20 protein-coding genes and 1 pseudogene are annotated in these 24,848 nt (G+C 62.3%); 16 read left to right on the top strand and 5 right to left on the bottom strand.

The genetic code is table 11. From position 1 onward, the window contains the following. The first annotated feature begins 121 nt into the window (after positions 1–121). The 7 genes from LNV09_RS16440 to LNV09_RS16410 all read left to right on the top strand — a co-directional run bounded on the left by LNV09_RS16440 (position 122) and on the right by LNV09_RS16410 (position 9,346). Entirely contained in the window at positions 122–1,240 is a 1,119-nt protein-coding gene (locus tag LNV09_RS16440; RefSeq protein ID WP_411969303.1) for a polyamine ABC transporter substrate-binding protein, read from the top strand. A 2-nt stretch (positions 1,241–1,242) separates the two neighbouring features. Beyond that, a complete protein-coding gene (locus LNV09_RS16435; protein ID WP_263558156.1) occupies positions 1,243–2,370 on the top strand; it encodes an ABC transporter ATP-binding protein in 1,128 nt (375 codons plus the stop codon). A gap of 15 nt (positions 2,371–2,385) precedes the next feature. Further along, complete coding sequence (locus LNV09_RS16430) at positions 2,386–3,336, top strand: ABC transporter permease subunit (RefSeq protein ID WP_263558155.1); 951 nt, start codon at positions 2,386–2,388, stop codon at positions 3,334–3,336. A gap of 80 nt (positions 3,337–3,416) precedes the next feature. Then, positions 3,417–4,229: an ABC transporter permease subunit gene (locus LNV09_RS16425; RefSeq protein WP_263558379.1), complete on the top strand. Its 813-nt coding sequence runs from the start codon at positions 3,417–3,419 to the stop codon at positions 4,227–4,229. A gap of 54 nt (positions 4,230–4,283) precedes the next feature. Continuing rightward, positions 4,284–5,672, top strand: a complete 1,389-nt coding sequence (locus LNV09_RS16420; RefSeq protein WP_263558154.1) for a DUF3138 family protein — start codon at positions 4,284–4,286, stop codon at positions 5,670–5,672. 20 nt (positions 5,673–5,692) lie between these two features. Beyond that, the gene (locus tag LNV09_RS16415) at positions 5,693–7,183 is read left to right on the top strand and encodes an aldehyde dehydrogenase (protein ID WP_263558153.1); all 1,491 of its coding nucleotides are present in this window, start codon (positions 5,693–5,695) and stop codon (positions 7,181–7,183) included. Between the two features lie 54 nt (positions 7,184–7,237). Next, positions 7,238–9,346, top strand: a complete 2,109-nt coding sequence (locus LNV09_RS16410; protein ID WP_263558152.1) for a putative bifunctional diguanylate cyclase/phosphodiesterase — start codon at positions 7,238–7,240, stop codon at positions 9,344–9,346. Between the two features lie 9 nt (positions 9,347–9,355). Here LNV09_RS16410 and LNV09_RS16405 read toward each other — a convergent pair whose 3' ends face one another. After that, positions 9,356–11,551: an NHL repeat-containing protein gene (locus LNV09_RS16405; RefSeq protein ID WP_263558151.1), complete on the bottom strand. Its 2,196-nt coding sequence runs from the start codon at positions 11,549–11,551 to the stop codon at positions 9,356–9,358. Positions 11,552–11,625: 74 nt separating this feature from the next. On the opposite strand from LNV09_RS16405, the gene LNV09_RS16400 reads away from it, so the two are divergent. Next, on the top strand, positions 11,626–11,856 hold the full coding sequence (locus LNV09_RS16400; RefSeq protein WP_263558150.1) for a hypothetical protein: 231 nt from the start codon (positions 11,626–11,628) through the stop codon (positions 11,854–11,856). Positions 11,857–11,875: 19 nt separating this feature from the next. After that, entirely contained in the window at positions 11,876–14,635 is a 2,760-nt protein-coding gene (locus LNV09_RS24760) for an HD domain-containing phosphohydrolase (protein ID WP_318023301.1), read from the top strand. Between the two features lie 19 nt (positions 14,636–14,654). Here LNV09_RS24760 and LNV09_RS16385 read toward each other — a convergent pair whose 3' ends face one another. After that, a complete protein-coding gene (locus LNV09_RS16385; protein ID WP_263558149.1) occupies positions 14,655–14,903 on the bottom strand; it encodes a TIGR04438 family Trp-rich protein in 249 nt (82 codons plus the stop codon). A gap of 137 nt (positions 14,904–15,040) precedes the next feature. On the opposite strand from LNV09_RS16385, the gene LNV09_RS16380 reads away from it, so the two are divergent. The 4 genes from LNV09_RS16380 to LNV09_RS16365 all read left to right on the top strand — a co-directional run bounded on the left by LNV09_RS16380 (position 15,041) and on the right by LNV09_RS16365 (position 17,470). Beyond that, positions 15,041–15,361 (top strand): c-type cytochrome, encoded by a 321-nt coding sequence (locus LNV09_RS16380; RefSeq protein ID WP_263558148.1) that lies wholly within the window; start codon positions 15,041–15,043, stop codon positions 15,359–15,361. Positions 15,362–15,446: 85 nt separating this feature from the next. Beyond that, positions 15,447–16,358, top strand: coding sequence for a DMT family transporter (locus LNV09_RS16375; RefSeq protein WP_263558147.1), 912 nt, complete (start codon positions 15,447–15,449; stop codon positions 16,356–16,358). A 13-nt stretch (positions 16,359–16,371) separates the two neighbouring features. Further along, positions 16,372–17,025 (top strand): DsbA family oxidoreductase, encoded by a 654-nt coding sequence (locus LNV09_RS16370; RefSeq protein WP_263558146.1) that lies wholly within the window; start codon positions 16,372–16,374, stop codon positions 17,023–17,025. Between the two features lie 34 nt (positions 17,026–17,059). Next, on the top strand, positions 17,060–17,470 hold the full coding sequence (locus tag LNV09_RS16365; protein WP_263558145.1) for a hypothetical protein: 411 nt from the start codon (positions 17,060–17,062) through the stop codon (positions 17,468–17,470). Between the two features lie 15 nt (positions 17,471–17,485). Here LNV09_RS16365 and LNV09_RS16360 read toward each other — a convergent pair whose 3' ends face one another. Together LNV09_RS16360 and edd are read right to left on the bottom strand one after the other, a co-directional pair. After that, positions 17,486–18,118 carry a bifunctional 4-hydroxy-2-oxoglutarate aldolase/2-dehydro-3-deoxy-phosphogluconate aldolase gene (locus LNV09_RS16360; protein WP_263558144.1) on the bottom strand — a complete coding sequence of 211 codons (633 nt, stop codon included), beginning with the start codon at positions 18,116–18,118 and terminating at the stop codon, positions 17,486–17,488. 37 nt (positions 18,119–18,155) lie between these two features. Next, positions 18,156–19,973 (bottom strand): phosphogluconate dehydratase, encoded by a 1,818-nt coding sequence (edd, locus tag LNV09_RS16355; RefSeq protein WP_263558143.1) that lies wholly within the window; start codon positions 19,971–19,973, stop codon positions 18,156–18,158. Positions 19,974–20,202: 229 nt separating this feature from the next. On the opposite strand from edd, the gene LNV09_RS16350 reads away from it, so the two are divergent. From LNV09_RS16350 to LNV09_RS16340, 3 genes are read left to right on the top strand one after another with little or no spacing between them, the layout of a single operon-like run. Further along, the gene (locus tag LNV09_RS16350) at positions 20,203–21,780 is read left to right on the top strand and encodes a phospholipase D-like domain-containing protein (protein WP_263558142.1); all 1,578 of its coding nucleotides are present in this window, start codon (positions 20,203–20,205) and stop codon (positions 21,778–21,780) included. 6 nt (positions 21,781–21,786) lie between these two features. After that, positions 21,787–23,613, top strand: a complete 1,827-nt coding sequence (locus tag LNV09_RS16345) for a hypothetical protein (RefSeq protein ID WP_263558141.1) — start codon at positions 21,787–21,789, stop codon at positions 23,611–23,613. 54 nt (positions 23,614–23,667) lie between these two features. Further along, on the top strand, positions 23,668–24,783 hold the full coding sequence (locus LNV09_RS16340; protein ID WP_263558140.1) for a hypothetical protein: 1,116 nt from the start codon (positions 23,668–23,670) through the stop codon (positions 24,781–24,783). On the opposite strand, the pseudogene LNV09_RS16335 reads toward LNV09_RS16340, so the two are convergent. Next, positions 24,768–24,848: pseudogene (locus tag LNV09_RS16335) on the bottom strand (ABC transporter ATP-binding protein); the annotation flags it as partial. The gene LNV09_RS16340 and the pseudogene LNV09_RS16335 overlap by 16 nt on opposite strands.

The raw sequence follows: 24,848 nt of genomic DNA, 5'->3' as shown, positions 1-24,848 counted from the left end.
GGCGATGGTGTCGCGCCCGCCACATCTGCGGGTTTAGGCGTATGGGCATTGGCCCTCCATTCCTTAGACTGGCATAGAACGGCTATTCGATTTTCATTTGATCTTGCAGGGGATTTCTTCCATGAAACTGAGCACGCTTCGCACCGTCACGTCTCTTTTGGCGGCCTCTATGGGCCTCATGTTTGGGCAAGTCGCGCAGGCGCAGGAGGAAGAAAAAATCCTCAACGTCTACAACTGGTCCGACTACATCGCCGAAGACACGATCAAGAACTTCGAGAAAGAAACCGGCATCAAGGTGCGTTATGACAATTTCGACAACAACGAAATCGTCCACGCCAAGCTGGTCGCCGGCAAGACAGGCTATGACGTCGTCGTGCCGTCCAGCTACTGGGCCAAATTGCAGGCCGATGGCGGCCTGCTGCGCAAGATCGACAAGTCGCAAATCCCTAACTACAAGAATCTAGACCCCGATGTGCAGGCTCAATTGGCCAAGTTGGACCCGGGCAATGAGTTCTTCGTCAACTGGCTGTGGGGATACACCACCATCGGCATCAATGTCGACAAGGTCAAGGCCGCTTTGGGCAGCACGCCCATGCCCGAGAACGCCTGGGACCTCTTGTTCAAACCCGAGTACGTGTCCAAGCTCAAGAGCTGCGGCGTCAGCATGCTGGACTCGGCCACCGAGGTTGTGCCCGCAGCCCTGCATTATCTGGGCAAACCGCCTTACACCAAGTCGGTGGCGGACTTTGCGCAGGTGCCCGCCCTGTTGAAATCCATCCGCCCCTATGTGACCCTGTTCAGCAGCTCCGGCTATATCAATGACCTGGCCAACGGCTCGATCTGCCTGGCCCTGGGCTTCTCCGGCGACATCAATATCGCCCGCCAGCGCGCCATTGACGGCAAAACCGGCCAGAACATCCAGGCGCTGATCCCCAAGACCGGCGGCATCATCTTCATGGACGTGATGGTGATCCCGGCCGACGCGCCGCGCCCGGGCAACGCGCATAAATTCATCAACTACATCCTGCGCCCCGAGGTGCATGCGAGCTTGAGCAACAAGGTCTTCTACGCCAACCCGAACAAGGAATCGAAGAAGTTCGTCAAGCCCGAAGTGGCCAACAACCCCAGCGTCTTCTTGAGCGAGGCCGACCTCAAAAAGATGGCCGCCCCGGATGCGATCAATAACGACATCCGCCGCCAGATGACACGCATTTACACCTCATTCAAAACGGGGCTGTGAACATGGCGAACGCAGCCGAGGTGGCAGCAGCACAAACCACGTCAACGACAAGCTATCTGCAGATCGACAATGTCGTGAAGGACTTTGGCGGCGGCGCGGTCGCCGTGGACCGGGTCTCTATCGATATCGCCAAGGGCGAAATCTTTGCGCTGCTGGGCTCCTCGGGCTGCGGCAAGACGACGTTGCTGCGCATGTTGGCGGGCTTCGAGACGCCCACCAGCGGCCGCATCATCTTGAACGGCCAGGACTTGGCCGGCCTGCCGCCCTATGCGCGGCCGATCAATATGATGTTCCAGAGCTATGCGCTGTTTCCGCATCTGAGCGTCTGGGACAACATCGCCTTCGGTTTGAGGCGCGATGGCTTGCCCAAGGACGAAACCGCCGCCCGCGTCGAGGCCATGCTCAAACTGGTGCAGTTGGGCAAGTTTGCCAAGCGCAAACCGCATCAGCTCTCGGGTGGCCAGCAGCAACGCGTGGCACTCGCGCGCAGCCTGGCCAAGAAGCCGCAGCTCTTACTCTTGGACGAACCGCTGGGCGCGCTGGACAAAAAGCTGCGCGAGCAAACGCAGATTGAGTTGGTGAACATCATAGAAAGCGTCGGCGTCACCTGCGTGATGGTCACCCATGACCAGGAAGAAGCAATGACCATGGCCACCCGCATTGCGGTGATGAGCGAAGGCCGCATCATGCAGATCGGCGCGCCGGCCGAGGTCTACGAGACGCCGTCCACCCGTTTTGTGGCGGACTTCATCGGCAACGTCAATATGATGGAAGGCACGCTCAGTGTTGATGAGCCCGACCATGTCGTGATCGACTGCGCTGATTGCCAGCATTATGTCGGCCACGGCATCACCGGCACTGCCGGCATGGCGGTCGGCGTGGCGCTGCGGCCCGAGAAAATCCGTCTGAGCTCCGAAAAGCCCGAGGGCGAGTTCAATCAAGTGCTAGCCAAGGTGCGCGAGCTGTCCTACTTTGGTGCGTTCACCGTCTATCACCTGCAACTGCCCAGTGGCCAGATGCTCAAAGTCAGTGAAAGTAACTTGGCACGCTATCGGGCTGAGCCCTTGACCTGGGACCAGCAAGTCTGGGCTTCCTGGTCACCGACGGCACAAGTCGTGCTGATTCACTGAGGCCGGGCCGCCATCATGCAGCGCCCAACTTTTTTGAGTCGATTCTTGAGCCGAATTGTGAGCGGCCGCAGCGCGGTCATCGCCCTGCCCTATGGCTGGCTGCTGATCTTCTTTGCTTTGCCGTTTCTGATCGTTTTGAAGATCAGCGTCTCCGAAATGGAGACGGTGCACTTCAAGGATCTGCTCACCTACGCCGACGGCGTCTGGCGCCTGGCCATCAAGACCAGCAACTATGTCTTCATCACCGAAGATGACCTTTACGTCAAAGCCTATCTGGCCAGCCTGAAATACGCGGCCATCACCACCGTGGGCTGCCTCTTCATCGGCTACCCCTTTGCCTATTTCATGGCCAGGGCCAAAAGCTCGGTGCAGCCGGCCTTGCTGATGCTGGTGATGCTGCCTTTTTGGACCAGCTTTTTGCTGCGTGTCTATGCCTGGAAGGGCTTGCTGGGCGAGCATGGCTGGGTGTCGGAGGCCATCATTGGTCTTGGCCTGGACAATCTGCTGCTGGCTGCCGGCATGATCCCGGCCGCGGGCAAGCTGATGAACTCGCCTTTCTCCCTGGTCATCGGCATGGTCTACACCTATCTGCCCTTCATGATCTTGCCGCTCTATGCCAATCTGGCCAAGATGGACCTGCGCTTGCTGGAGGCCGCCAGCGACCTGGGCGCCACGCCTTGGCAAGCGTTCTGGCGCATCACCGTGCCGCTGTCCAAGGCCGGCATCATCGCCGGCGCGATGCTGGTCTTCATCCCTTGCGTGGGCGAGTTCGTCATCCCCGAGTTGCTGGGCGGTCCGCAGACCTTGATGATTGGCCGCGTGCTGTGGGACGAGTTCTTCAGCAATAACGATTGGCCCATGGCTTCGGCCGTGGCCGTCGTGATGGTGCTGTTGATCATCGTGCCGCTGGCCTTGTTCAATAAATACCAAGCCGAGAGCCAAGCTGGCGGGGGCGCCAAATCATGAACGCCCAAACTGCGAATAGCCGCGTCACGCGCGCCCTGCTCGGCCCCAAAGCGACCATCTGGTTTGGCCGCATCTGGTTGATGCTGGGTTTTGCTTTCCTCTTTCTGCCCATCCTGGCGCTGATCGTCTACTCTTTCAACGACTCCAAGCTGCCCTCGGTCTGGGGCGGCTTCACGCTGAAGTGGTACCGCGAGCTGAGCAGCGACACGGAGATGCTGACCGGCCTCAAGCTCTCGATGGAGATCGCGTTTGCGACCGCCTGCGCCTCGGTGCTGCTGGGTACTTTCGCCGCTTTCGCCCTGGTCAAGTACAAGCGCTTCAGCGGCCGCACGCTGTTTGCCGGCATGGTCAATGCGCCGCTGGTGATGCCCGAGGTGATTGTCGGCCTGTCGCTGCTCTTGATGCTGGTGACGCTGCAGCGTGCGATGGAGGCCAGCCTGGGTTGGAGCCTGCCCAAGGGCGTGCTGACCATCTGGTTCGGCCATTTGCTACTGGGCATGGCTTATGCGACGGTGGTGATTCAGGCGCGCTTGTCGGAGCTGAATCCGCAGTTGGAAGAAGCCGCGATGGATCTCGGTGCCAAGCCCTTGCAGGTGTTCTTGCTGGTGACGCTGCCCATGATCACGCAGTCGATGTTTTCGTCCTGGCTCTTGACCTTCACGCTCTCTTTGGACGATGTCGTGCTGTCGGCCTTCTTGAGCGGCCCGGGCTCGACCACGCTGCCCTTGGTGATCTTCAACCGCGCCCGTTTGGGCGTGAGCCCCAGCATCAATGCGGTGGCCACCGTCATCATCTTGGTGGTGGCCACCGGTGTGGTGCTGGCCAGTTACTTGATCGCACGCGCTGAGCGTCGGCGCAGTGCCGAGATGGCGGCAGCCCAGCGTGGTGGATGACGGTGGTGGATGGCCGTGGTGCATGAATTCGATAGATACAAACCGGAGAACCTGATGAAATTCCCAATATTCGCAGCCTTGACTCTGGCAGTGGCAAGCGCCTATCCAAGCGCCGCTGTGGCGCAGTCCAACGAAGAACTACTGAAAGAACTGCGCGCCTTGCGCGACCGCGTCAATCAACTGGAAGAACGCCTAAAAGCCAATGAAGCCAAGCCAGCAGCGCCGGCTGCGGCAGCAGCGGGCCAATGGGGTATGACGCCGCAGCAGGCGCAGGACTTCAACCGCATCGCCGTCAAGACCGAGGCGCTGGAAGACAGCATGGAAGCCTTCGGTTTGAAGAACCTGAAGATCAGCGGCTATATGGACCCCAGCTACATCTATAACCGCAATCAGAACCGCGCAGGATTCCAGTTCCTGAACAATGTGGCCAATGGCGGCTACCACTATGACAACTCTTATATCGGCACGGTCGCACTGGACCTGCTCAAGGAGACCGAAGGCGGCACGCGCTGGCACCTGACCTTGTCACCCAACCGCGGCACCGATGCGGTAATCGGCAACGGCAGCGTGATCCAGGAAGCCAGCGTGTCGATTCCCTTGGGCGACTTGCAGACCCGATTGATTGCCGGCCATATGCCGGATTGGTCGGGCTATGAAATGCTGCAGCCAACCCTCAACAAACTCGTCACACATAACCTCCTGTTCGACTTCACCTTGCCGACTGCCTATACCGGCGCCGGCCTGGAGTTGACGAGTGGCAAATGGATCACCAAGGCGGTGCTGGCCAATTTGAATGCCTCGATGTTGCCTGCAGGCGAGAAGTCGCCGGTGATCGCCTACCGGGTCGACTACGCCAAGGGGGAGTTTGACGGATTCGGTTTTGCCGGCGTGCACGGCAAGGCGGCCAACGGCATTGGCGGCACCGGCAGCACCATGCTGAACCTGTTTGAAGTCGATGGCTACTACATTCGCGGCGATTGGACCATGCAAGGCCAAGTCAGCTACGGCGGCCAAAAGCAGGCCTCGATCAGCCCCAACCCGGATACCGGTGCCTTGCGCAACTCCGAATGGTGGGGACTGTCGGGCCTGCTGGCCTACAAAATCAACCCAAGGTTCGAAACCGTCGGCCGATTTGATTATTTAAAGAACAGCAAGAACGGTGGTGGTCTCTTGGGCTTCGGCGCCGATGCGCGCAACGGCATCGGCCCCACCATGACGGGCCGCGACGGCGACACTGGCGATCTGCTGCTGACCGACACCGAGCGCGGCGCCAATCGAATGGCGCTGGCACTGGGCATCAATTACCTCTACGACCTCAACACCACGTTCAAGCTGGAGTATCGCTACGACCGCGCCGACCGCTCGGTGTTCGAGTTGGTCAAGGACGGCAGCTTCTCCAAGAGCAACAACCTGCTCGGCGCCTCGGTGGTGGTGAAGTTCTAAATAGAGAAAAAGGCAGATCCATGAGCAAGCCCTCCATCAACTGGCATGAACGCGCCGCCGTTTTGAAGATCGACGGCCGACCCTTGATTGGCGGGCGCCGGGTCGAGGGCTTGAGCGGCGAGCAGTTCGACTGCATCTCACCCATCAACGGCAAGAGCTTGGGGCTGGTTAGCCGTTGTCAAGCGGCCGATGTCGACGCCGCCGTGGCCTCGGCACGCGCTGCCTTCGATGATGGCCGCTGGGCGAGGCGCCCGCCTGCAGCGCGCAAGCGCGAGCTGCTCAAGTTCGCCGATCTGATCATGGCCGCCAAGGAGGAGTTGGCGCTGCTGGAAACGCTGGACATGGGTAAGCCCATCCAATATTCGCTCAGCGTGGATGTGCCGGCGGCGGCGCGCTGCATCGCTTGGTATGCGGAAGCGGTCGACAAGATTTACGACGAGATTGCACCGACCGGACCCAACGCCTTGGCCTTGATCCAGCGCGAACCCATGGGCGTGATCGGCGCCATCGTGCCCTGGAACTATCCGATGATCATGTCGGCCTGGAAGCTCGGGCCGGCGCTGGCTGCCGGCAACTCGGTGGTCTTGAAGCCTAGCGAAAAGTCCCCACTGACTGCATTGCGGCTGGCCGAATTGGCGCTTGAAGCTGGCCTCCCTGAAGGCGTTTTCAACGTGGTACCCGGCTTCGGCCATGAGGCGGGCGAAGCCTTGGCCCTGCATATGGACGTGGATGCGATCGGCTTCACCGGCTCGACCCGGGTCGGCCGCAAGATGCTGGAGTACGCAGGCCGCTCCAACCTGAAACGGGTCTATAACGAGCTGGGCGGCAAATCAGCCTTTCTGGTCTTTCCGGACTTTGACGACCTCAAGCGCTGCGCGCAAACCGTGGCCGGCAGCATGTTTTTCAACCAGGGCGAGTCCTGCAATGCGCCTTCGAGGGTTTTGGTGCAAGAAGACATCGCCGATGAATTCATCGCCCTGGTGGCGGCCGAGGCGCCGAAGTACCAGGCTGGCGATCCACTCGATGCCGGCACCGTGATGGGCGCCTTGGTGGACGAGGGGCAGCTGCGCACGGTGATGGGCTATATCGAATCGGGCGTGACCGAGGGCGCCCGCGTGGTCGCCGGGGCCAAGCAATCGCGCGCGGACAGCGGCGGCTTCTTCGTCGAACCCACCGTGTTCGAAGCAAGGCCGCAGATGAAGATCGCCCGCGAGGAGATCTTCGGCCCGGTGATGAGCGTGCTGCGCTTCAAGGACGAGGCCGAGGCCGTGGCACTGGCCAATGACAGTCCTTACGGCCTGCAGGCCAGCGTTTGGAGCAGCCATATCGACCGGGCGCACCGGGTGGCACGCGCCTTGCGGGCCGGTACCGTGCATGTCAACCAGTACGATGAAGACGATATGACGGTGCCGTTTGGCGGCTACAAGCAAAGTGGCAATGGCCGCGACAAATCCCTGCATGCGTTTGACAAATACACCGAGCTGAAAACGACTTGGTTGCGGATCAACTAGTCAAACAGCGAAAGTGGCCCCTAAGATAGGCGCATCTGTTTACGCGCTGCCCCGATGCCCCTTCTGCTCCCTCGTCTAAGAATCGGACCACGCCTGGCGCTGGTGTTCTCGATTCTGCTGGTCTTGCTGCTGCTGGTTGCGGGTATGGCGATCACCCGCTTCGGCCACTTCTCCAGCGCCTTGACGACGCTGGTGGCTGAGCAGGCGCAGACCGCAGAGTTGATCACCGACATCAGCGCAGGCTCTGAAGATGCCGCTCGTAAGCTGCTGGTTTTGATCAGCGCCAAGCGTGATCAACGGGTGCTAGCCTATGCCGCCATCGACGCGGCCAATCAGCGTCTGAACAAGGCCCTGACGCTGCTCGATCAACGCCTGCCTGCTGGCCCGCGTCATGCCGCATTTGAGCTGATGCGCAGCCGCCTGGAGGACTACCGTGCACATTACGGCTTCACCGCTGATCTGCTTGAAGCGGAGCTTTTTGAAGAGGCAAGGCGCATGTTGGGCGCCGAGACGGAAGCCAGCCTGAGCCGCTTGGCCGAGGCCATCCGAGATCTTTCCAGCGCCGAGCAGGTCGCATCTTTTGCTGAAGCGACCCGCTTGCGGGAGCAGATTGCACGGGACCGAGACGCCGTGCTGCTGGCTTGCCTGGTGGCCCTGTTGCTCGGCCTGGCGCTGGCAGCAGCGGTCACACGCAGCATCACCGTCCCTTTGTCCAAGACCGAGGACGGCGCCGGTTTGATCGCTGCGGGCAACTACGAGCACCGTATCGAGCGCCAGGGCAGCGACGAGGTCAGCCGCGTCAGTGGCGCCGTCAACACCTTGGCGCAAACGGTGGGCGACCGCGAGCGCCAATTGCGACATCAGGCCAATATCGACTTGCTGACCGGCTTGGCACAACGCGCGCACTTCATCAGGCTGGGCGACGAGCTATTGCAGCCGCTGCTGGCAACACAGGCCGCAGCGCTGCTGCTGTGCATGGACGTGGACCGGCTCAAGACCATCAACAACATCCTCGGCTTCGAGGCCGGCGATGCGGTCCTGCTCGGCGCCGCCGGCAAGCTGCGCGAGTTGTTCGACAACGAGGCCTGTCTGGGCCGGCTGGGCGGAGGCACTTTTGTGGTGTTGCTGGCCTTGCCGTCGGTTCAAGGCACAAGCAAGGCGCTGCAGGCCCAGGCCGTTGCCGACAAAGTCTTGCAAGCCGTTCAACATATTGTTTGCTGGCAGGGCCAGACCCTGGATTTGTCTATCTCGCTGGGCATGACGCTATTCCCCGAACATGGCCAAGGCTGCGAAGCCCTGGTGCGGCTGGCCGAGCAGGCGATGTTCGAGAGCAAACGCCTGCGCTCGCATGCCAGCCTGTATGTGCCGACACTGGAAGCAGCGCGCAAGCAGCAGCTGAGCTTGCTGTCCGACCTGCAAGAAGCAGTGGCGCACAACCATTTGCGGCAGTTTTTGCAGCCCAAAGTCTCAGCGCTGGACGGCAGCCTCAAAGGGGTTGAAGCGCTGGTGCGCTGGCAGCATCCGCTGCGGGGCTGGTTGCCGCCCAGTGACTTTGTGCCCTTTGCCGAGCAAACGGGCCGCATTCGTCAGATCACCCAATGGATGCTGGAGCGCGCCGTGCGCACGCTGTCCGCCTGGCATGCCCAGGGCCTGAGTTTGAGCATCGCCGTCAATGTCTCGACCCTGGATCTGCAAGACCCCAGCCTGGTCGGGCGGGTCGCGGCGCTGCTCAGCGAAGCGGACTTGCCGCCCCATTTGCTGCACCTGGAGTTGACCGAATCAGGTCTGATGGCGGCAGGGCCTGAGCCTATCCAGATGCTGCATGCGCTGTTTGAGTTGGGCGTCAAGCTATCCATTGACGACTTTGGCACCGGCCAATCCTCGCTGGCCTATTTGCAGATGCTGCCGGTGCATGAGCTGAAGATCGACCGCAGCTTTGTCGACGGCGTCAACTTCGACGCGCGCCGCCAAGAGTTGCTCGGCTCCATCGTCAAGCTGGGCCACAGCCTGCGTCTGACCGTGACCGCCGAAGGCGTCGAGACCGAGGCCGAGATGCTCGTGCTGCGCAGCGCGGGCTGCGATTTGGTGCAAGGCTATTTGCTCGCCAAGCCGATGGACACCTCGGCTTTTGAGCTTTGGCGCGAGCAGTATCAAGCGTCTTAGTTCAACTGTTCAGTTCAAGCGTAAGAGCACGTCGCGTCCAAGTCTGGCTTGGTTGCCGGCAAAGTCTTGTGCCGAGATGCGCAACACATAGTCGCCGGGCGCAAGGTGGCTGGTGTCCAGACTGCCCGCATTGGCCTCGCCGTCGTGTGCCTGATTGCTCAGCACATAACGGAACCGGGTGACGGCGCTGCCATGTACCGTGACACCGCTGCGCGAGGCGTAAATGGTCTTGACCGCGCTGTCATCGACCGGCAAGCGCTTGAAATCAAGATTCATCCGCACCCGCTCAAAGCCGCTGGCCGGCCGGCCATCGCTGTGCAATATCTGGTAGCCCAGCGAGTGCAGTCCGAGGCGGCGCCCCGCTTGGTTGTCGTCGACCTGATCCCAAGCGTCCACGACCACCTGCAGGCCGGCTGACTGGCGCGGCAGGGCCAAGCGCCCGGCCTTTTTCTGCAGCAAGGGCTTGCGGCTGTCCTTGAAAAAGAACTCCACCGCGTCGATATGTGGCTCGGCATGGTCGGCAAAGCCATTGAATGCCAGTAGCAGCGGGTTGCGTTTATAGCCGTTCGCGCCCAACTCCACATGTACATGGGCCATTGAATTGACGCTGCCCAGCACCTCGCCGGCCTTGAAGTGCGTGCCTCGCCGCACCCGCACCCGTTCGGCATTGCCTCGCTCATCATGCAGCAGCAAAAACCGGTCGGCATCAAGCACGCGACCGCTTGCGCTGCGGCCCACACGCAGATGGATGTAGCTGAGCGTGTCAAGTGCCAAGCCTTCGCTGGTCTGTCCCATCGCCCAACTCGAGACCGGGCTGCTGACCTTCGCATCGGCTATGGCCAGCACCTCCACGCCGGCCGCGCCGCCTACATCCAGGCCCTCATGCAAATGATCGCGGCTGTCGCCGCCATGCCTGCCGCGCACCTCACCCGGCGTGCCGACCACTTCATGCGATTGCAGCTGCGGCTTGAGCGGCCAGCGCCCGCCCGTGTCAGGCAATGCAAGATCGGGCGCCGGGCCTATCTCCGACGCCATGACTGACTCGCTCTCGCCCGCCGGCAGTACTTGCAACACATGCACCCGATAGGCGCCCGCGTCGGCGAGATGCAACTCACCCTTGGGTCCGAGCACCAGGCCGGTCGGTCGTGCGAAATGTGCGCTGGGGCCGCCACTGAGCCGGTGCAAGGCCCCGCCCGCTGAAAGTTGCAACACCGCACCATGGCGCAGCACGCCCAGGTAGAGCACGCCGTCATGCGCAACGGCAATGCTCAGCGGGCGCCGCAGCGGGTCTTTTTCGTCCTGCTCATTGCCACGCAACAAGGTGCTGACCAAGCCTTGCGGCGTGATCCGTCTGACCGCGTCGTTACGCGTATCGGCCACCCAGATCACGCCGCTGGCATCGACCGCCAACGCCCCTGGCGTGTCAAAGCGCGCCGCACTGCCCATGCCGTCTTTGAAGCCGGGCAGCTTCGCTCCCGCCAAGGTACTGACCTGGCCCTCGGGCGTGATGACGCGGATGCGGTCGTTATAGGTATCGGCCACATAGACCAGACCCTGGGCATCGACGGCCACACCGATGGGCCCATTGAACAGGGCCTGAGTGCCCGCGCCGTCACGAAAGCCGGGTCGGCCTTTGCCCGCCAGCGTCGTGACCAAGCCCTGCGGGCTGATTTTTCGGATCGCGTGGTTGCCGGTATCAGCGACATAGAGATTGCCGGCAGCGTCCAGCGCCAGGCCCGAAGGGGTGTGTAGCTGAGCCGCCGCGCCCAGTCCATCCTTGAAGCCTTCCTCGCCACCGGCCAGGGCGGTGACCAAGCCGGCCGAGCTGATGCTGCGGATGCGGTTGCTGGCGCCGCCGTCGGCCACAAAAATTGTGCCGCCCGGGCTGATGGCCAGGCCGTAGGGGTCGGCAAAGCGGGCTTTTGCAGCGGGGCCGTCTTGCACACCGGCGTGGCCATCACCGGCGGTCAAGCCGATGCGCGCAGCGCCGCCAAACAAGGTCGCGGTGGGCAGCAAGGGCAGCACGGCGGGGCTTGATGCGGAGATGGCAGAGATGACAGAGATGGCTGCAGGCTGGGCAGCAAGCTGGGCGGCCGCCAGCGGCACGGCCGTGCGCGGCGCGCTGCTGTCGGCCCTGCTGGCAAGCCATGCGACGGCCAGGACAACAGCCGCCAAGCCCAGTCCAATCAAAAGTCGTCTTATCATTTGCGATCACTTGGGTTGGTGCTCGAACTTGCCTCAATACCGCGGCGCTGCGCCGGCTTGTTGCAGCCAGTCATATGGCCACGGCAAACAAGGCCGATGCTGAATTTCGTGCAGGCATTGTCACCGACACTGCCCGCATTGCCGGGGCAGCCAGCAACCTCGCGGCTAAGGCGGCGGCGTCTGCAAGTCAGTCGCCGCGCTTCATTTTTGACTTCGTCGCTGGTCGAAAGTGCCATCGCCGCCTTCTGCATCGCACAGGCCTGGGACTTTTCGGCGAAACTGTGGCGGCGCAGTCTTCAAAATAGCAAGGGATCAAGGCCAAGCATGGAATGGTTTGCACTCAATCAACAAGTCCTCGCAATGGAGGCCGAGCTGAACGGGGGGGACGGCACGCAAGACCTGGCCTTGCTGATCAAGCTGGCTTGGCAACTGCGCCAACGTGACTGCCACCGTGCCTTGATTCTGGCCGCTGAGGCCGAATCACTGCTGACGAGCGCGACCCAGTTGGATGACATCGACCGTGATGGACATCGCGCGAGACTGCAGTTGCTCAGCGCCGAGGTCAGCTGGCTTTACGGTCAGCTGGAGGCCGCCGAGCAACTGGCGCAGAGCTCGCTGGCCCTGTTTGACCAAACAGGCGACCGCATCGGCAGTGGCGATGCACGCTGGGCCTTGGCCACCGTGTATCTGGAGCGCGGCGAGGTGCTGCTCGGCGATGAATACTTGAACGCCGCCATGGGAGACTTTCGCATCGGCGGCGACGCCGATCGCCTCGCCGCCGCGCAGGCTCGCAGTTTGGCGCACACCGCCTTTCGTGATGCACCAGCCACCGAGCTGAGCCTGCGCGATCTGTTCGATGAGCAGCGCTGCGCGTCGCTCGGGCTTGCCGCCACCGCCTGCCTGGCCAGCACCCAGGCCATCGTCGCCGGATTGACGGGCAAGCCCGGTGCCGGCAGCCAATACTTTGTGCGGGCCTTCAATGCCGCGACCGACACCGGTCAAATGCGTTTGGCCATCTATGCTGCCGGCAATGCGGCTGACGCGCTGGCCTCGCTGGGCGATATGGACGCCGCGCTGGAGTGGGGCGAACGCGGCTTGAGCGCAGCCCGCCAAGCGGCTTGGCCGGCTCCGCTCGGCATGGCCTTGGTACAGACCGGCAATATCCAGCGCCTGCTCGGCCGCTATGCAGATGCCCAAGCAACGCTGAACGAAGCGATGTTGGCCTTGCAGGAACTGCCGGCTTCACAAGGCCATATGTTGGCCCAGCTCTATCTGGGCGAACTAGCACTAGAAACCGGCGCGCCCGACGCCGCCCTGCGCCACTTCAGCAAGGCCGAAGAAAGCGCCTTTCAGGCCGGCAGTGCGGCCTACCTCTACCGCGCTTGGTCGGGCCAAGCGATGTCCTTGTGCCGCGCAGGGCAGGCCAACGAAGCCTTGAGCAAGGTCACGGCGGCGCTGAAGCTGGCGCGCCAACAAGGCGGCGCCGAGGATCAGGTCAAGATCTTGCGCGTCTACGCCGAGCTCTACCAGACCTATGCCCTGCCCGCGCCCGCTGATATGAGCGAGAGCAACCCGGTCCTGCATTATCTGAAGCAGGCGCTCGCGGTGGCCGCCAGCATTGAGGCCTATGCGGTGCCGATAGACTTGCTGAGCGATCTGGCCAATGCCTACGCTGCCAGCGGCGATGAACAGCAGGCCCAGGCTTTCGGCCAGGCGGCGGCCCAAGCGCGCGCCAATGAAAAGCTCGAACAGGCGCGCCACCGGGCCGAGTCCTTGCTGGTTCGGCAAGACAACGAACGGGCGCGAGCGGAAGCCCAGAGTCAACGCCAGTTGGCCGAAGCGCAGGCGCAACGCGCCGAGGCCTTGGAAGAAGCCAGCGCCACGCTGGAGGTCTTGAGTCAGATCGGCCTGGAGCTGACCGGCAATCTCAAGAGCGACGCGATTTTTGCCATCTTCCATCGTCACCTTGAGCAGTTGATGGATGTCAGCAGCTTCTTTGTCTATCTGATGGAGCCCGGCAGCAATAGCCTGAAGGCGGCCTTTGCCAATGCGGGCGCATTGGCCATCCAGGCGCCCCAGATCCCACTGAATCACCCCGGCTCACACACCGCCCGCTGTGCCCGTGAGCGGCAGCAAATCGGCAGCGGCGCGGCCAGCTCGGAACTGCATCCGGCTTCTTTGCTAGGTCCGCTTGAGACCGTCAGCATGATGTTCACACCGCTGTTGATTGGCGAGCGTTTATTGGGCGTGATGTCGGTGCAGTCCGTGCTCAGCGATGCCTATGGTGAGCGTGAGGCGGCGATTTGCCGAACGCTTTGTTCCTACGGCGCGATCGCACTTGAAAACGCGGCTGCCTATGCGCTGGTCGAAGCCGCCCAGCTGCAAACCAAACAGGCCTTGCACGAGCTCGAATTGGCCCAAATCAAACTGGCTGACCGGGCCGAATGGCTGGCCGGCGAGGTCGCCAAGGCGACCCAGGACGTGCTGGCGCGCGAGCGCGAAACCGTGGTGCGCCTATCCAAAGCGGCCGAGTACCGCGACCCCGAAACCGGCGCCCATATTCTGCGCATGGCGCATTACTCCGAACTGATTGCCCGCGGCCTGGGTTTGAGCGATGCAGATCGGCAGTTGCTGCTGGAGGCCGCCCCGATGCATGACATCGGCAAGGTCGGCATCACCGATTCCATCCTGCTCAAGCCCGGACGGCTGACGCCGGAGGAATTCGAAGTGATGAAGCAGCATGCGCAGATCGGCCATGAAATCTTGAAAGACAGCTCATCACTGGTCTTGCAAACCGGTGCGGCGATTGCGCTCGGGCACCACGAAAAATTCGACGGCAGCGGTTACCCGCAAGGCCTGGCCGGTGCAGCAATCCCGATCTTCAGCCGCATCGTCGCGGTGGCCGATGTGTTCGATGCGCTGACCTCGGAGCGGCCCTACAAAAAAGCCTGGTCACTGGAACAGGCTGCCGATCATTTAAGGGCCCACAGTGGCGCTCATTTCGACCCCGTTTGTGTGAATTGTTTCTTCGCCCATTGGGAGCAGGTGCTAGAGATTCGCCAGCGCTTCAAGGACGAGGAATAGGCTCTTGCCGGGCCACGCTTCACCGGCGTTTTTTGTTCGGATCACCCTGACCCAAGGCCACGACGTTCTTCTCCCGTCGTGCGGCTTTGCGTTCTTCCATTCTTTGCATGGCTTTGCGCTGCGTCAAACCACTTGAATCGGCCCATGCCCACCAAACCACCGCCAAGGCGAAGGGCGCCAACACCAGCAACCAGTTCCAGCCCGCCACCGGCGCCACGCCCAACAGCTTCAGCAGCAGCGTCAACACGCCGATTGCAACAAACCACATAAAGAGATCTCCGGTTGATGGTGCGAGGGGCTGGGTCAGCACTCTAGAATGAGCCAAGCTTTGCCTTGGGCAAACTGTAGTTCACATTCAACCCTAGACGGGGCGTCAGTATTTTTGTTTGTAAGCGAAAGGACCGCATGAAATTCTCCACGACTTTTCTACCTGCGTTGACCGCCTTGGTGGCTATCGCTCTGGCGCCGGCCGCCTTTGCCAATGCCGAGCTGGCGCAAAAGAAGAACTGCATGGCTTGCCATGCCATCGACAAAAAGATTGTCGGTCCGGCATACAAGGACGTGGCGGCCAAATACGCCAAGGACAAGGACGCCGTGGCCAAGCTGGCCGACAAGATCGTCAAAGGCGGCGCCGGCGTCTGGGGTCCGGTGCCGATGCCGGCCAATGGGCAAGTGTCGCCTGCTGAAGCCAAGGTCTTGGCAGCCTGGGTGCTGACAGCCAAATGAGCTTGTTGATGTGATGAGCAGCAAGCCCTGGCCCCGCGCCAGGGTTTTTTTTCGCGATGGGATTGAATCTGCACTTGAAGGGCCGATGCACAGCAAAACTCTGACGCCCACGCCTTGGCGCGCTTACGCCGCCCTCGCTCTCAGCACCAGCCTGGTTGGCAGCTATGTGGGCCTGTCCAAGCTGCTCTTGCTGGCTTTTCCGGTGTTTTTGTTGGCCTGGCTGCGCTTTGCTATTGCGGCGCTGCTGATGGCGTCTTGGCTCAAACCCGGCCCCGCCGAGCCGGCCCTGGATGGGCGTACCCGCTGGCTGCTTTTTTTTGAATCCTTCATCGGCAACTTTCTGTTTTCGATCTGCCTGCTTTTTGGCCTGCGCTACAGCTCGGCCATCGTCGCGGGCGTGATACTGGCCGGTATTCCGGCGGCCGTCGCCTTGCTCAGCCGGATTTTTCTCAAGGAAAAAATCAGCACACGCGGCGGGCTCGCCGTCTTGCTCGGCGTGGCCGGCATCAGCTTGGTGGCGCTCACGCGCGACCCTTCACAGGGAGCTGCGGCCGCCACACCGCTGGGGGCCGCTCTGCTGCTCGCTGCCACGTTCTGCGAGGCCAGTTATGTGGTCATCGGCAAGCGACTGACCGCGCAAATCTCGGCCCGCCGCATCAGCGCCTTGATCAATCTATGGGGCCTGGCCTTGGTCACGCCGCTGGGTCTGTGGCAGGCCTGGCAGTTTGACTTTCTACGGCCCGGCTGGTCGAGCTGGGCTTTGCTGGTCTTTTACGCTGCGACGGCCAGCATGCTCAGCGTCTGGCTGTGGATGACGGGCCTGCGCCAGGTGCCGGCGGCCAAGGCCGGCGTCTTCATGGTCTTCCTGCCCATCGCCACCGCCTTGGTCGGCCTGGCGCTGGGGGAGCAATTGGGTCTGCTGCAGGCGGGGGCCTATGCATTGGCCTTGGCAGGTGTGCTGCTGGCGACCTGGCCGGCGCGGCAAGGCACGGGCTGATAAAGTGCCGGGCATGCGAATCGATTTTGTCTCCGACGTTTCCTGCCCCTGGTGCGCCATCGGGCTCAAGTCTCTCGAACAAGCCATGGAGAAGTTGCCGGGGCTGCAAGTCGAGCTGCACTTTCAGCCCTTCGAGCTGAATCCGCAAATGGCCGCTGAAGGCGAAGAAATCAATGCTCACCTGGCGCGCAAATATGGCGCGGCACCGGCTCAGCTGGAACAAACCCGCGAGGCGATTCGGGCCCGCGGCGCCGAGCTGGGCTTCAGTTTCACCAAGGGCGCGCGTGACCGCATTTACAACACTTTCGATGCGCACCGCTTGCTGCATTGGGCCGGCTTGCAATACCCGCACTTGCAGCATCGCCTGAAGCTGGCCTTGTTGACCGCCTATTTCACCGAAGGTAAAGATCCGAGCTCGCACGCGGTCTTGCTGGAAGCAGCAGTCACCGTTGGTCTGGACTCCCAAGAGGCCAGCAAACTCTTGAGCTCAAACGATTTGGCCGATGAAGTTCGCGAAGCCGAGGCCTTCTGGCAAGCCCAGGGCATCAGCTCGGTGCCCGCCGTCATCATCAATCAACGCCATTTGATTTCGGGCGGCCAGCCGCCCGAGGTCTTCGAGCAAGCACTGAGGCAGATTGCCGCCGCTGAGCAGACCGGGGCGGCCTGAACAAAGCAGCTCGCGACATCTTGGGACGATAGGCATGGTCGACTGGTCGCAACATGGAGACTATTCGCTGCGCTGGCAAGGCGATATCTTGATGGCCGTTTACATGGGCGCGTGGAATGAGCAGGCGGCCAAGAACTTGCATCGTGAGGCTCGCGCCATGTGGCTGCAGCGAGGCGACGCGAGCTGGGGCTTGCTCAGCAACGCACTCGATTGGGACGGCGGCACGCCCGAGGCGCTGGAGGCCTGGTGGCAGTTTTTTGAAGACGGCGTGAAACACGGCATGGTGGCCGTGACCGATGTCTTGCCCTCGCGCTTTCATGCCGTGATGGTGCGCAAGCTGGCCGAACGAGCATTGAGCATTGCCCCATATCGCAGCAGTGCCAACATCGATGAAGGCCTGGCCTGGCTCGCCGAGCAAGGCCTGAGCATCAGCGATGCTGAATAGGCCTTTGCCTGCGAATTAACGCTTGATCGCAGCGGCCTCAAGCGCCAGCTTGGTAATGCGCGCCCAGTCGCCGGCATCCACCGCGTCTTGCGGCGTCAACCAGGAACCACCACACACCTTGACGTTAGGCAGGCTCAAGAACTGCGGCGCGGTGTCCAACGTGATGCCGCCGGTGGGGCAAAACGCCACATCGGGAAAGGGACCGCCCAGGGCCTTGAGCAGATTGATGCCGCCCACCGCCACGGCTGGGAACAGCTTCAGGAAGTTGTAGCCGGCGGCGTTCGCCTGCATCACTTCGCTGGCGGTCGACACGCCAGGCAGCAAGGGCAGGCCTTGCTCGCTGCAGGCCGCGCCGATCGCATCCGTGAAACCGGGGCTGACGCCGAACTGGCAACCGGCATTGCGTGCCGCCCGCACATCTTCAACCGTGCGCAAGGTGCCGGCGCCGACGATGGCCTCAGGCACCGCGCGCGCCATCGCTTCCATCGCCTGCAAGGCGCAGGCGGTGCGCAATGTCACTTCCAGCACACGCACGCCGCCGGCCACCAAGGCCTGGGCCAGCGGCACGGCGTCTTCCAGGCGCTGGATCACGATGACAGGAATGACTGGGCCGAAACTTGCCAGGCTGAGTGTGTTGGTGATGCTCATGGATGCTTTCCTAACTTGTTATTGAAGGTCAACAGACTCAAAGCCAGCTGACGGCGCCCTCTTCGGCGCTCTTGACATTGCGGCGCATGCCAGCAAACAGCTCCCGGCCCAGGCCGTGGCCGTTCTCGATCACTTGCTCGGGCGTGATGGTGACGAGTTCGCGCGCCGCCCACTCGTCCGCCGGCACCAGGGCCAGCAATTCGCCGCTGACCGCATCCATGCGCACCACATCGCCGTCGCGCAGTCTCGCCAACGGGCCACCCGCCAAAGCCTCGGGCGAGACATGGATGGCGGCCGGCACCTTGCCCGAGGCGCCACTCATGCGGCCATCGGTCACCAGCGCCACCTTGAAACCCTTGCCCTGCAGAACTGCCAAGGGCGGCGTGAGCTTGTGCAGCTCAGGCATGCCGTTAGCTTGCGGGCCCTGGAAGCGCACGACAACGATCACATCGCGTTCCAACTCGCCGGCCTTGAAGGCGGCCAGCATCGAATCCTGGCAACTGAAGATGCGCGCCGGCGCTTCGACGATATGGCGGTCATCCGGCACGGCGGAGGTCTTGATGACCGCGCGGCCGAGATTGCCGTCCAGCAACTTGAGGCCACCGCTGGGACTGAAAGGTGCAGCGGCCGTACGCACCACCGCATCATCGCCACTGCTCGGGGCCAGGTCTTGCCAGAGCACCGAACCGCCTTCGCCGAGCGTCGGCAAACGGCCGAACGGACGCAGCGAATCGCCGGCCACGCTCGACACATCGGCATGCATCAGGCCGGCGTCCATCAACTCCCGTATCACAAAGGCCGGGCCGCCGGCATCCTGGAACTGGTTCACATCGGCCGCACCGTTCGGGTAGACACGCGACAGCAGCGGCGTCATGCCGGACAGCTCCGAGAAGTCGCTCCAGTCAATGATGATGCCGGCCGCGCGCGCCACCGCCACCCAGTGAATCAGGTGATTGGTCGAGCCGCCGGTGGCCAAGAGCGCCACCATCGCATTGACGATCACCCGCTCGTCGACCAGGCGACCGATCGGCGTGTAACGCATCTTGTGGGTGATGGCCAAGGCATTGCGCACCGCCTCGCGCGTCAGCGCCTCGCGCAAGGGGTCATGCGGGTGCACAAAGGCAGCGCCCGGCACATGCAAGCCCATCGCCTCCAAGAGCATCTGATTGCTATTGGCCGTGCCGTAAAAAGTGCAGGTGCCGGCGCCGTGATAAGCGGCGGACTCGGCCTTCAAGAGCTCATCGCGGCCGACCAAGCCCTGCGCAAACTTCTCGCGCACCTTGGCTTTTTCATTGTTCGGCAGACCGCTGCTCATCGGACCCGCCGGCACAAAGATGCAAGGCAGATGGCCAAAGTGCAAAGCACCAATCAAGAGACCGGGCACGATCTTGTCGCAGATGCCCAAGAGCAGCGCGGCGTCAAACACATCATGACTGAGGCCGATGGCCGTGCTCATCGCGATGTTGTCGCGCGAGAACAGGCTCAACTCCATGCCGGGCAAGCCCTGCGTGACGCCGTCACACATGGCGGGCACGCCACCGGCCACTTGCACCGTGGCGCCCTGCTTGTGGGCCTCGTCGCGGATCAGCGCCGGGTAGGCCTCATAGGGCTGGTGGGCCGACAACATATCGTTGTAGGCGGTGACTATGGCCAGATGCGGCGCCTTCTCGGCCACGATGCGCAGCTTGTCATTGGCCGGCATCGCCGCCACCGCGTGCGCCACATTGGCGCAACCCATGCGCTCGATGCCGCGCTTGCGCCCGGCCATGCGGTCGATCCCGGCCAGGTATGCGGCACGGGTCGCGGCGCTGCGCTGGCGAATCCGTTCGGTAACGGTGAGAAGTGTCTTGTTCATTTACACGACCGATGTAACTCGGAGAGGTGAAAGTTGGTAACCATATTACAAGATTCGACCGACCCACGGGTTACAAGCGAGGTACGAAAAGGTCTTTCGAGCAAGTATTTATGCTGACGCCACGCGCTTTTAGCGTTCATTCAAACAAGCCTGAGCCAGAGACCAAGCAAGCCTAGTTCACATCCACACTGCTACTATTCTCGGCGTCAATTTTCACCGCCTTGTTCTGATGCGATCCAATTTGATGTCACAGCTTGAGCCATGGTCGCGTCGCGGTTTTTTGCTGGTCGCAACGCTGCTTCTCGCGGCCTGTGCATCGGCGCCGCCTCCCCTGCTGCCCAAGCCCGCGCCGGCCTATGCCGCTGCACCTAGCGCCTCGGGGCCCTTGGCCGGACTGGAAGCTCAATGGATTGACACGCATGGCGACCAAGTGTCCGGCTTTCGCCTGTTGGAGAAGAACTCCGAGGGCTTGAAATGGCGGCTCGCCCTGATTGACCAAGCCAGCCACAGCCTGGATTTGCAGTACTACGTCTGGTTTGGTGACGCCAGCGGTCAGCTTTTGATGGCCCGCGTGATTGCGGCCGCCGAGCGCGGCGTCAAGGTGCGCATGCTGTTTGACGACCTCAGCACCATGCTGCGCCGCATGAGCTCGCCCGAACTACGCGACGATTTGCTGGCCCATATCGACTCGCACCCCAATATCCAGATCCGTACTTTCAATGCCTGGCAGCAGCGTGACTGGTTGGGCCGGGTGGCCGAAGGCGCGGCCGACTTCGGCCGCCTCAACCGGCGCATGCACAACAAGCAGATGATTGTGGACAACCGGGTCGCCATCATTGGCGGGCGCAATATCGGTGACGAGTATTTCGGCCTGCTGGCCGAGTTCAGCTTCCATGATCTGGATGTGCTGGGCGTTGGCCCCGTGGCTCGTCAGGCCAGCGCCGTCTTCGATCGTTACTGGAACAGCGACTGGGTGCGGGCGATTCCGCCGGGCAGCCATCATCCGGAGGGCCGCGTGACGCCAGCCACTTTGGAAATACCCGAAGCCGCCGCGGCCCACCCGGCCATGCAAGAGTTGCTGGCTGGGCGGCGCAGCTGGACGGACGATCTGGCCAATTTGGGGCCATCGCTGGCTCTGGGCATCAGCACGGTGCATACCGATTCACCCTCGCGCGCAGCGGGCACACACAATCACATGCCGGAGGCCTTTCGCGCCTTGATGCGGTCGGCGCAAAAAGAAGTGCTGATCACCAACGCCTACATCATCCCGGACGCGAATTTCATGAGCGATCTGGCCGAGTTGAACGGGCGCGGTGTAAAGGTACGCATCCTGACCAACTCGCTGGCCTCGCACGATGTGCCGGCCGTCAACGCGCATTACGAGGACTGGCGCAAACCCATTCTGATTACCGGCACGGCGCTGTATGAGCTGCGCCCCGACGCCGCCATCAAGGCTGATTTCGTCGACACCCCACCGGTGCGTACCGAATTTGCCGGCCTGCACACCAAGGCGATGGTGATTGACCAAACGCGCAGCTTCATCGGTTCCATGAATCTGGATCCGCGCTCCGAGGTGATCAATTCTGAAATGGGCGTCATCATCGAAAGCCCCTTGCTCGGCGCTGCCCTGGCCGCTCGCATGGCCCGCGATATGACAGCGGCAAATAGCTGGACCTTGCAGCTCAGCCCCGAGAACAGCGTGCAATGGAAGAGCGACGGCCCGCCGCTGGATCAAGCGCCGGCGCGCAGCCCCTGGCAGCGCCTACAAAGCTGGTTTTTCAAACTGATGCCGGCCAGCTACTACTGAGAACTCATGCAGCGCGCCCTCTACTCCTACTCGCAGTTTGCCTTGCTGGTCTGCCTGTCCAGCTTGACCGCCTGCGCCAGCTTTGCCCCACAGCCGGCACCGGATGCCGAACCGTCTAGCAACTATATTGAGCTGACCACCCCTATCGTCGCTTTGGGCGACACCCAAGAGCATGAGCCAACCGGCTGGCCGTTGTATGACAACGACAGCGCGGTAGATGCCTATGTGGAGGTCGCGCAGCGCCCGCCCGAGCAGCCGCTGTTCGGGCGGCGCATCATGGAATGGGCGCTGCAGGCCCACCCGGAGGAGAACTTCCTTCATCTGGGCGATGTGCTGGATATGTCATGCCGCTCCGAGGCGCAGCGCATGAGCAAGGTCTTCAACGCGGCGGGCCGGGCCGGCGCGATCCTGCCCGGCAATCACGACGGGCTGATGTTCGGCATCTACGGCTACAGCATTCTTGATGATGTCTTGAACCGCGACGCGCAAAAGTGGAATCAAGCCTGCCGGCGCGGCGCCTCGCTGGAAGACAAGGCACACAAAACCGAAAACGAGGCCTTCAGCAAGCGCGACTTCATTCAGATGTATCTGAGTGGCCAGGCCGCCGTGCCGAGCCAGCCCGGCATCAAGTTGCCGCCCGCAAAAGGCAGCCACCGGGTCAGCTGGCGCAACCCCAACACCGCTGCTTTCTTGAGCGGCATCGAAGCCCATGTCCTGGACGGCTATGCCTACGCCGACTCCTTTTTGGCGCAGCGCCTGCAGCTGCCAACCGCGCCCGGGGCCAAGCGCCGCGTGATCGTGATTGGCCTGGACACCAACCAGGCCGGCGCCTTGGTCAGCAGCTGGGACACCTTGATGGGCCGCAGCCCCGGCAGCATCGGCCATGTCAATCTGGACCAGATACGCGCCATCGGCCATTGGGTCAGCGAGGCCAAGCGAGATGGCGATTTGATCGTCTTCGCTGGCCATCACAACTGGCGCGGTTTGGGCCTGCCGTCCAGACTCTTGCTGCGCAGCCTGATGGCGGAGCTCGAACACCCCTTGGTCTATTTGTCGGCGCATACGCACCGGGGTTTTTGGGCCGCGCACCGCGAGCTCGACCCCAGGCCCGTGTTGGAGCTTAATGTCAGTTCGCTGTCCGACTGGCCGATTGCCTACCGACGGGTGAGTTTTGCCTATGACGAAGACACCAATCGCATCAAGGTACGCGGCGAGCTGATGCCGCATGGCGAGCAGCCGGTGCACAGTGACGCCGATCTGCTGGCCGCCTGGGAGGCGCAGACCTGCGGCACCCTGGGTGTGGCGGTGGAAGACATTCGCGAGGTGGATCACGCGCTGGTGCGCAAGCAACGCGAATCACGCGGCAGCGTGGTCAAGTGGCTGCTCAGCCGCTTCGGGCCGGATTGCAAGGACTGCGACAGTGATTTGTACGAACATGCCCATGTCTATCAAGACGCGCTGCTGGATGCGATTGTGCAGGTCAAGGCTTTTCTCAATGCCGACACGCGCGCCTTGATTCGCACCGAGTTCCCTACCTGGTGCACCGGCAGCAATTTTGTGGAATGCATCGCTGACCTGAAGGCCGAGCAGCCGGCGGACCACGCCGCGCAGGTTGATCTGTTTCGGCGCAAGGCCAAGCTTGTCGATTTGCTGGGCGGCCATCTGGACGACTTGACCGAGCCGCGAGCCAAGGCCTATATGACTTGCCGCGCCGTGCAAGCGGCCAAGCTCGACTTTGATGCCACCGAAGAAACGCGCAATGAGAACCGCAGTGAAGCCAAGCGCCGCACGGAACGCTTCTTTTTGACCGAAGCCAGCGTCGGCATGCGCTGAAGGCGAATGATCTCCGAGATGAACTTTCGCTCTCCCGCCCTCCCTCGCCTCGCATTGACCCTCACCTTGTTGTGCAGCGGCTGCGCCAGCTGGGTGGCGCCACCCGATGTGCTGAGCCCGCATCCCATCGTCAATTTGCCCATCGCCGCGGCAGGCGTCATGGATGAGCGGCAGGCCTTTGCCGCACTGTTCGAGCAAGAGTTACAGGCCCACCCTGGCCCCAAGCCGCAAGCCTTAGCCGCTTGGTTGCATGGCATTGACGAACAAGCCCCAAGAAAACCTGACGACCTGGACGCAGTAAACCGACGCTTTGCCGCACAAGCGCCGGCCACTGCGGTGCTGCTGGTGCCGGGTCTGTTTGCCGATTGTTTCGAGGACCAATCGGTGCCTTTTGGCGACGGCTTGGTCAGAGAGCGCGGCCTGAACCGCAACGAGGCCTACCGTCAGTATGCGGACTTAGGTCTGGCCGGCATTCGCTCGATCGCCGTGGCGGGAAGAGAGTCCAGCGAAGCCAATGCGCTGCGGGTCGCCGAGGCGATCCGGCAAGAGGCCGCACGGCCCGAGGTGAAGCGCATCGTGCTGCTGGCCTATTCCAAAGGTGTGCCCGACAGCTTGCGCGCCTTGGCCCTGCTGCAAAGTCAAAAGGGCTTGCCCGCTGCCCTCACCGACCTGGTTTCGGTCGCCGGCGTGGTGATGGGCACTCGCTTGGCCGATCATTTTGAGGGCATGTTCGAGAGCCTGTCGACCCGTATCGATCCCTTTGGCTGCTCGGCCTCGGACGGCCGGGAAGTCAGCAGCGTGACCCAGCGCGAAAGCGTGGCCTGGCTGGTCGCCCACCCTCCGCCGGCTGAACTGCGTTACCACTCGGTGGTCGGTTTTGCTCAGAGTAGCGAAATCGGCATCTCGCTGCGCCCCTTCAATGCCGCGCTGAACAATATCGACCCGCGCAACGATGGACAGTTACTTAGCCGGGACGCGATTCTGCCCGGCAGCAGTCTCTTGGCCGAGGCCCGTGCCGATCATTGGGACATTGCGTTGCCGCGCGAGCGCCACCCCAGCAGTCTGATGCGCGCCAGCACCAGCGAACGCGGCTACCCGAGAGAAGCCTTGTTCCGCAGCCTGATCAAGTGGGTGTTGGCCGCGGAGCCCGGCGCTCACTCCCCCAAATAAGCGGCCCTGACCTTGGGATCATCCAACAAGGTCTTGCCCTCGCCCGTCATCGTCACCAGGCCCGA

It is taken from the genome of Paucibacter sp. B2R-40 (assembly GCF_025717555.1).
GTDB lineage: Bacteria > Pseudomonadota > Gammaproteobacteria > Burkholderiales > Burkholderiaceae_C > Paucibacter_A.
Note: the sequence above shows the minus strand (reverse complement) of the source record. Positions and strands in the feature narration are given on the sequence as shown.

What these genes read in the sequence shown, in the direction of transcription:
- LNV09_RS16420 (WP_263558154.1), top strand. Translation starts at nt 4,284, where the DNA reads ATGAAATTCCCAATATTCGCAGCCTTGACTCTGGCAGTGGCAAGCGCC.
- LNV09_RS16345 (WP_263558141.1), top strand. Translation starts at nt 21,787, where the DNA reads ATGCAGCGCGCCCTCTACTCCTACTCGCAGTTTGCCTTGCTGGTCTGC.
- LNV09_RS24760 (WP_318023301.1), top strand. Translation starts at nt 11,876, where the DNA reads ATGGAATGGTTTGCACTCAATCAACAAGTCCTCGCAATGGAGGCCGAG.
- LNV09_RS16405 (WP_263558151.1), bottom strand. Translation starts at nt 11,551, where the DNA reads ATGATAAGACGACTTTTGATTGGACTGGGCTTGGCGGCTGTTGTCCTG.
- edd (WP_263558143.1), bottom strand. Translation starts at nt 19,973, where the DNA reads ATGAACAAGACACTTCTCACCGTTACCGAACGGATTCGCCAGCGCAGC.
- LNV09_RS16385 (WP_263558149.1), bottom strand. Translation starts at nt 14,903, where the DNA reads ATGTGGTTTGTTGCAATCGGCGTGTTGACGCTGCTGCTGAAGCTGTTG.
- LNV09_RS16435 (WP_263558156.1), top strand. Translation starts at nt 1,243, where the DNA reads ATGGCGAACGCAGCCGAGGTGGCAGCAGCACAAACCACGTCAACGACA.
- LNV09_RS16380 (WP_263558148.1), top strand. Translation starts at nt 15,041, where the DNA reads ATGAAATTCTCCACGACTTTTCTACCTGCGTTGACCGCCTTGGTGGCT.
- LNV09_RS16430 (WP_263558155.1), top strand. Translation starts at nt 2,386, where the DNA reads ATGCAGCGCCCAACTTTTTTGAGTCGATTCTTGAGCCGAATTGTGAGC.
- LNV09_RS16360 (WP_263558144.1), bottom strand. Translation starts at nt 18,118, where the DNA reads ATGAGCATCACCAACACACTCAGCCTGGCAAGTTTCGGCCCAGTCATT.
- LNV09_RS16425 (WP_263558379.1), top strand. Translation starts at nt 3,417, where the DNA reads ATGCTGGGTTTTGCTTTCCTCTTTCTGCCCATCCTGGCGCTGATCGTC.
- LNV09_RS16370 (WP_263558146.1), top strand. Translation starts at nt 16,372, where the DNA reads ATGCGAATCGATTTTGTCTCCGACGTTTCCTGCCCCTGGTGCGCCATC.
- LNV09_RS16415 (WP_263558153.1), top strand. Translation starts at nt 5,693, where the DNA reads ATGAGCAAGCCCTCCATCAACTGGCATGAACGCGCCGCCGTTTTGAAG.
- LNV09_RS16350 (WP_263558142.1), top strand. Translation starts at nt 20,203, where the DNA reads ATGCGATCCAATTTGATGTCACAGCTTGAGCCATGGTCGCGTCGCGGT.
- LNV09_RS16375 (WP_263558147.1), top strand. Translation starts at nt 15,447, where the DNA reads ATGCACAGCAAAACTCTGACGCCCACGCCTTGGCGCGCTTACGCCGCC.
- LNV09_RS16365 (WP_263558145.1), top strand. Translation starts at nt 17,060, where the DNA reads ATGGTCGACTGGTCGCAACATGGAGACTATTCGCTGCGCTGGCAAGGC.
- LNV09_RS16410 (WP_263558152.1), top strand. Translation starts at nt 7,238, where the DNA reads ATGCCCCTTCTGCTCCCTCGTCTAAGAATCGGACCACGCCTGGCGCTG.
- LNV09_RS16400 (WP_263558150.1), top strand. Translation starts at nt 11,626, where the DNA reads ATGGCCACGGCAAACAAGGCCGATGCTGAATTTCGTGCAGGCATTGTC.
- LNV09_RS16440 (WP_411969303.1), top strand. Translation starts at nt 122, where the DNA reads ATGAAACTGAGCACGCTTCGCACCGTCACGTCTCTTTTGGCGGCCTCT.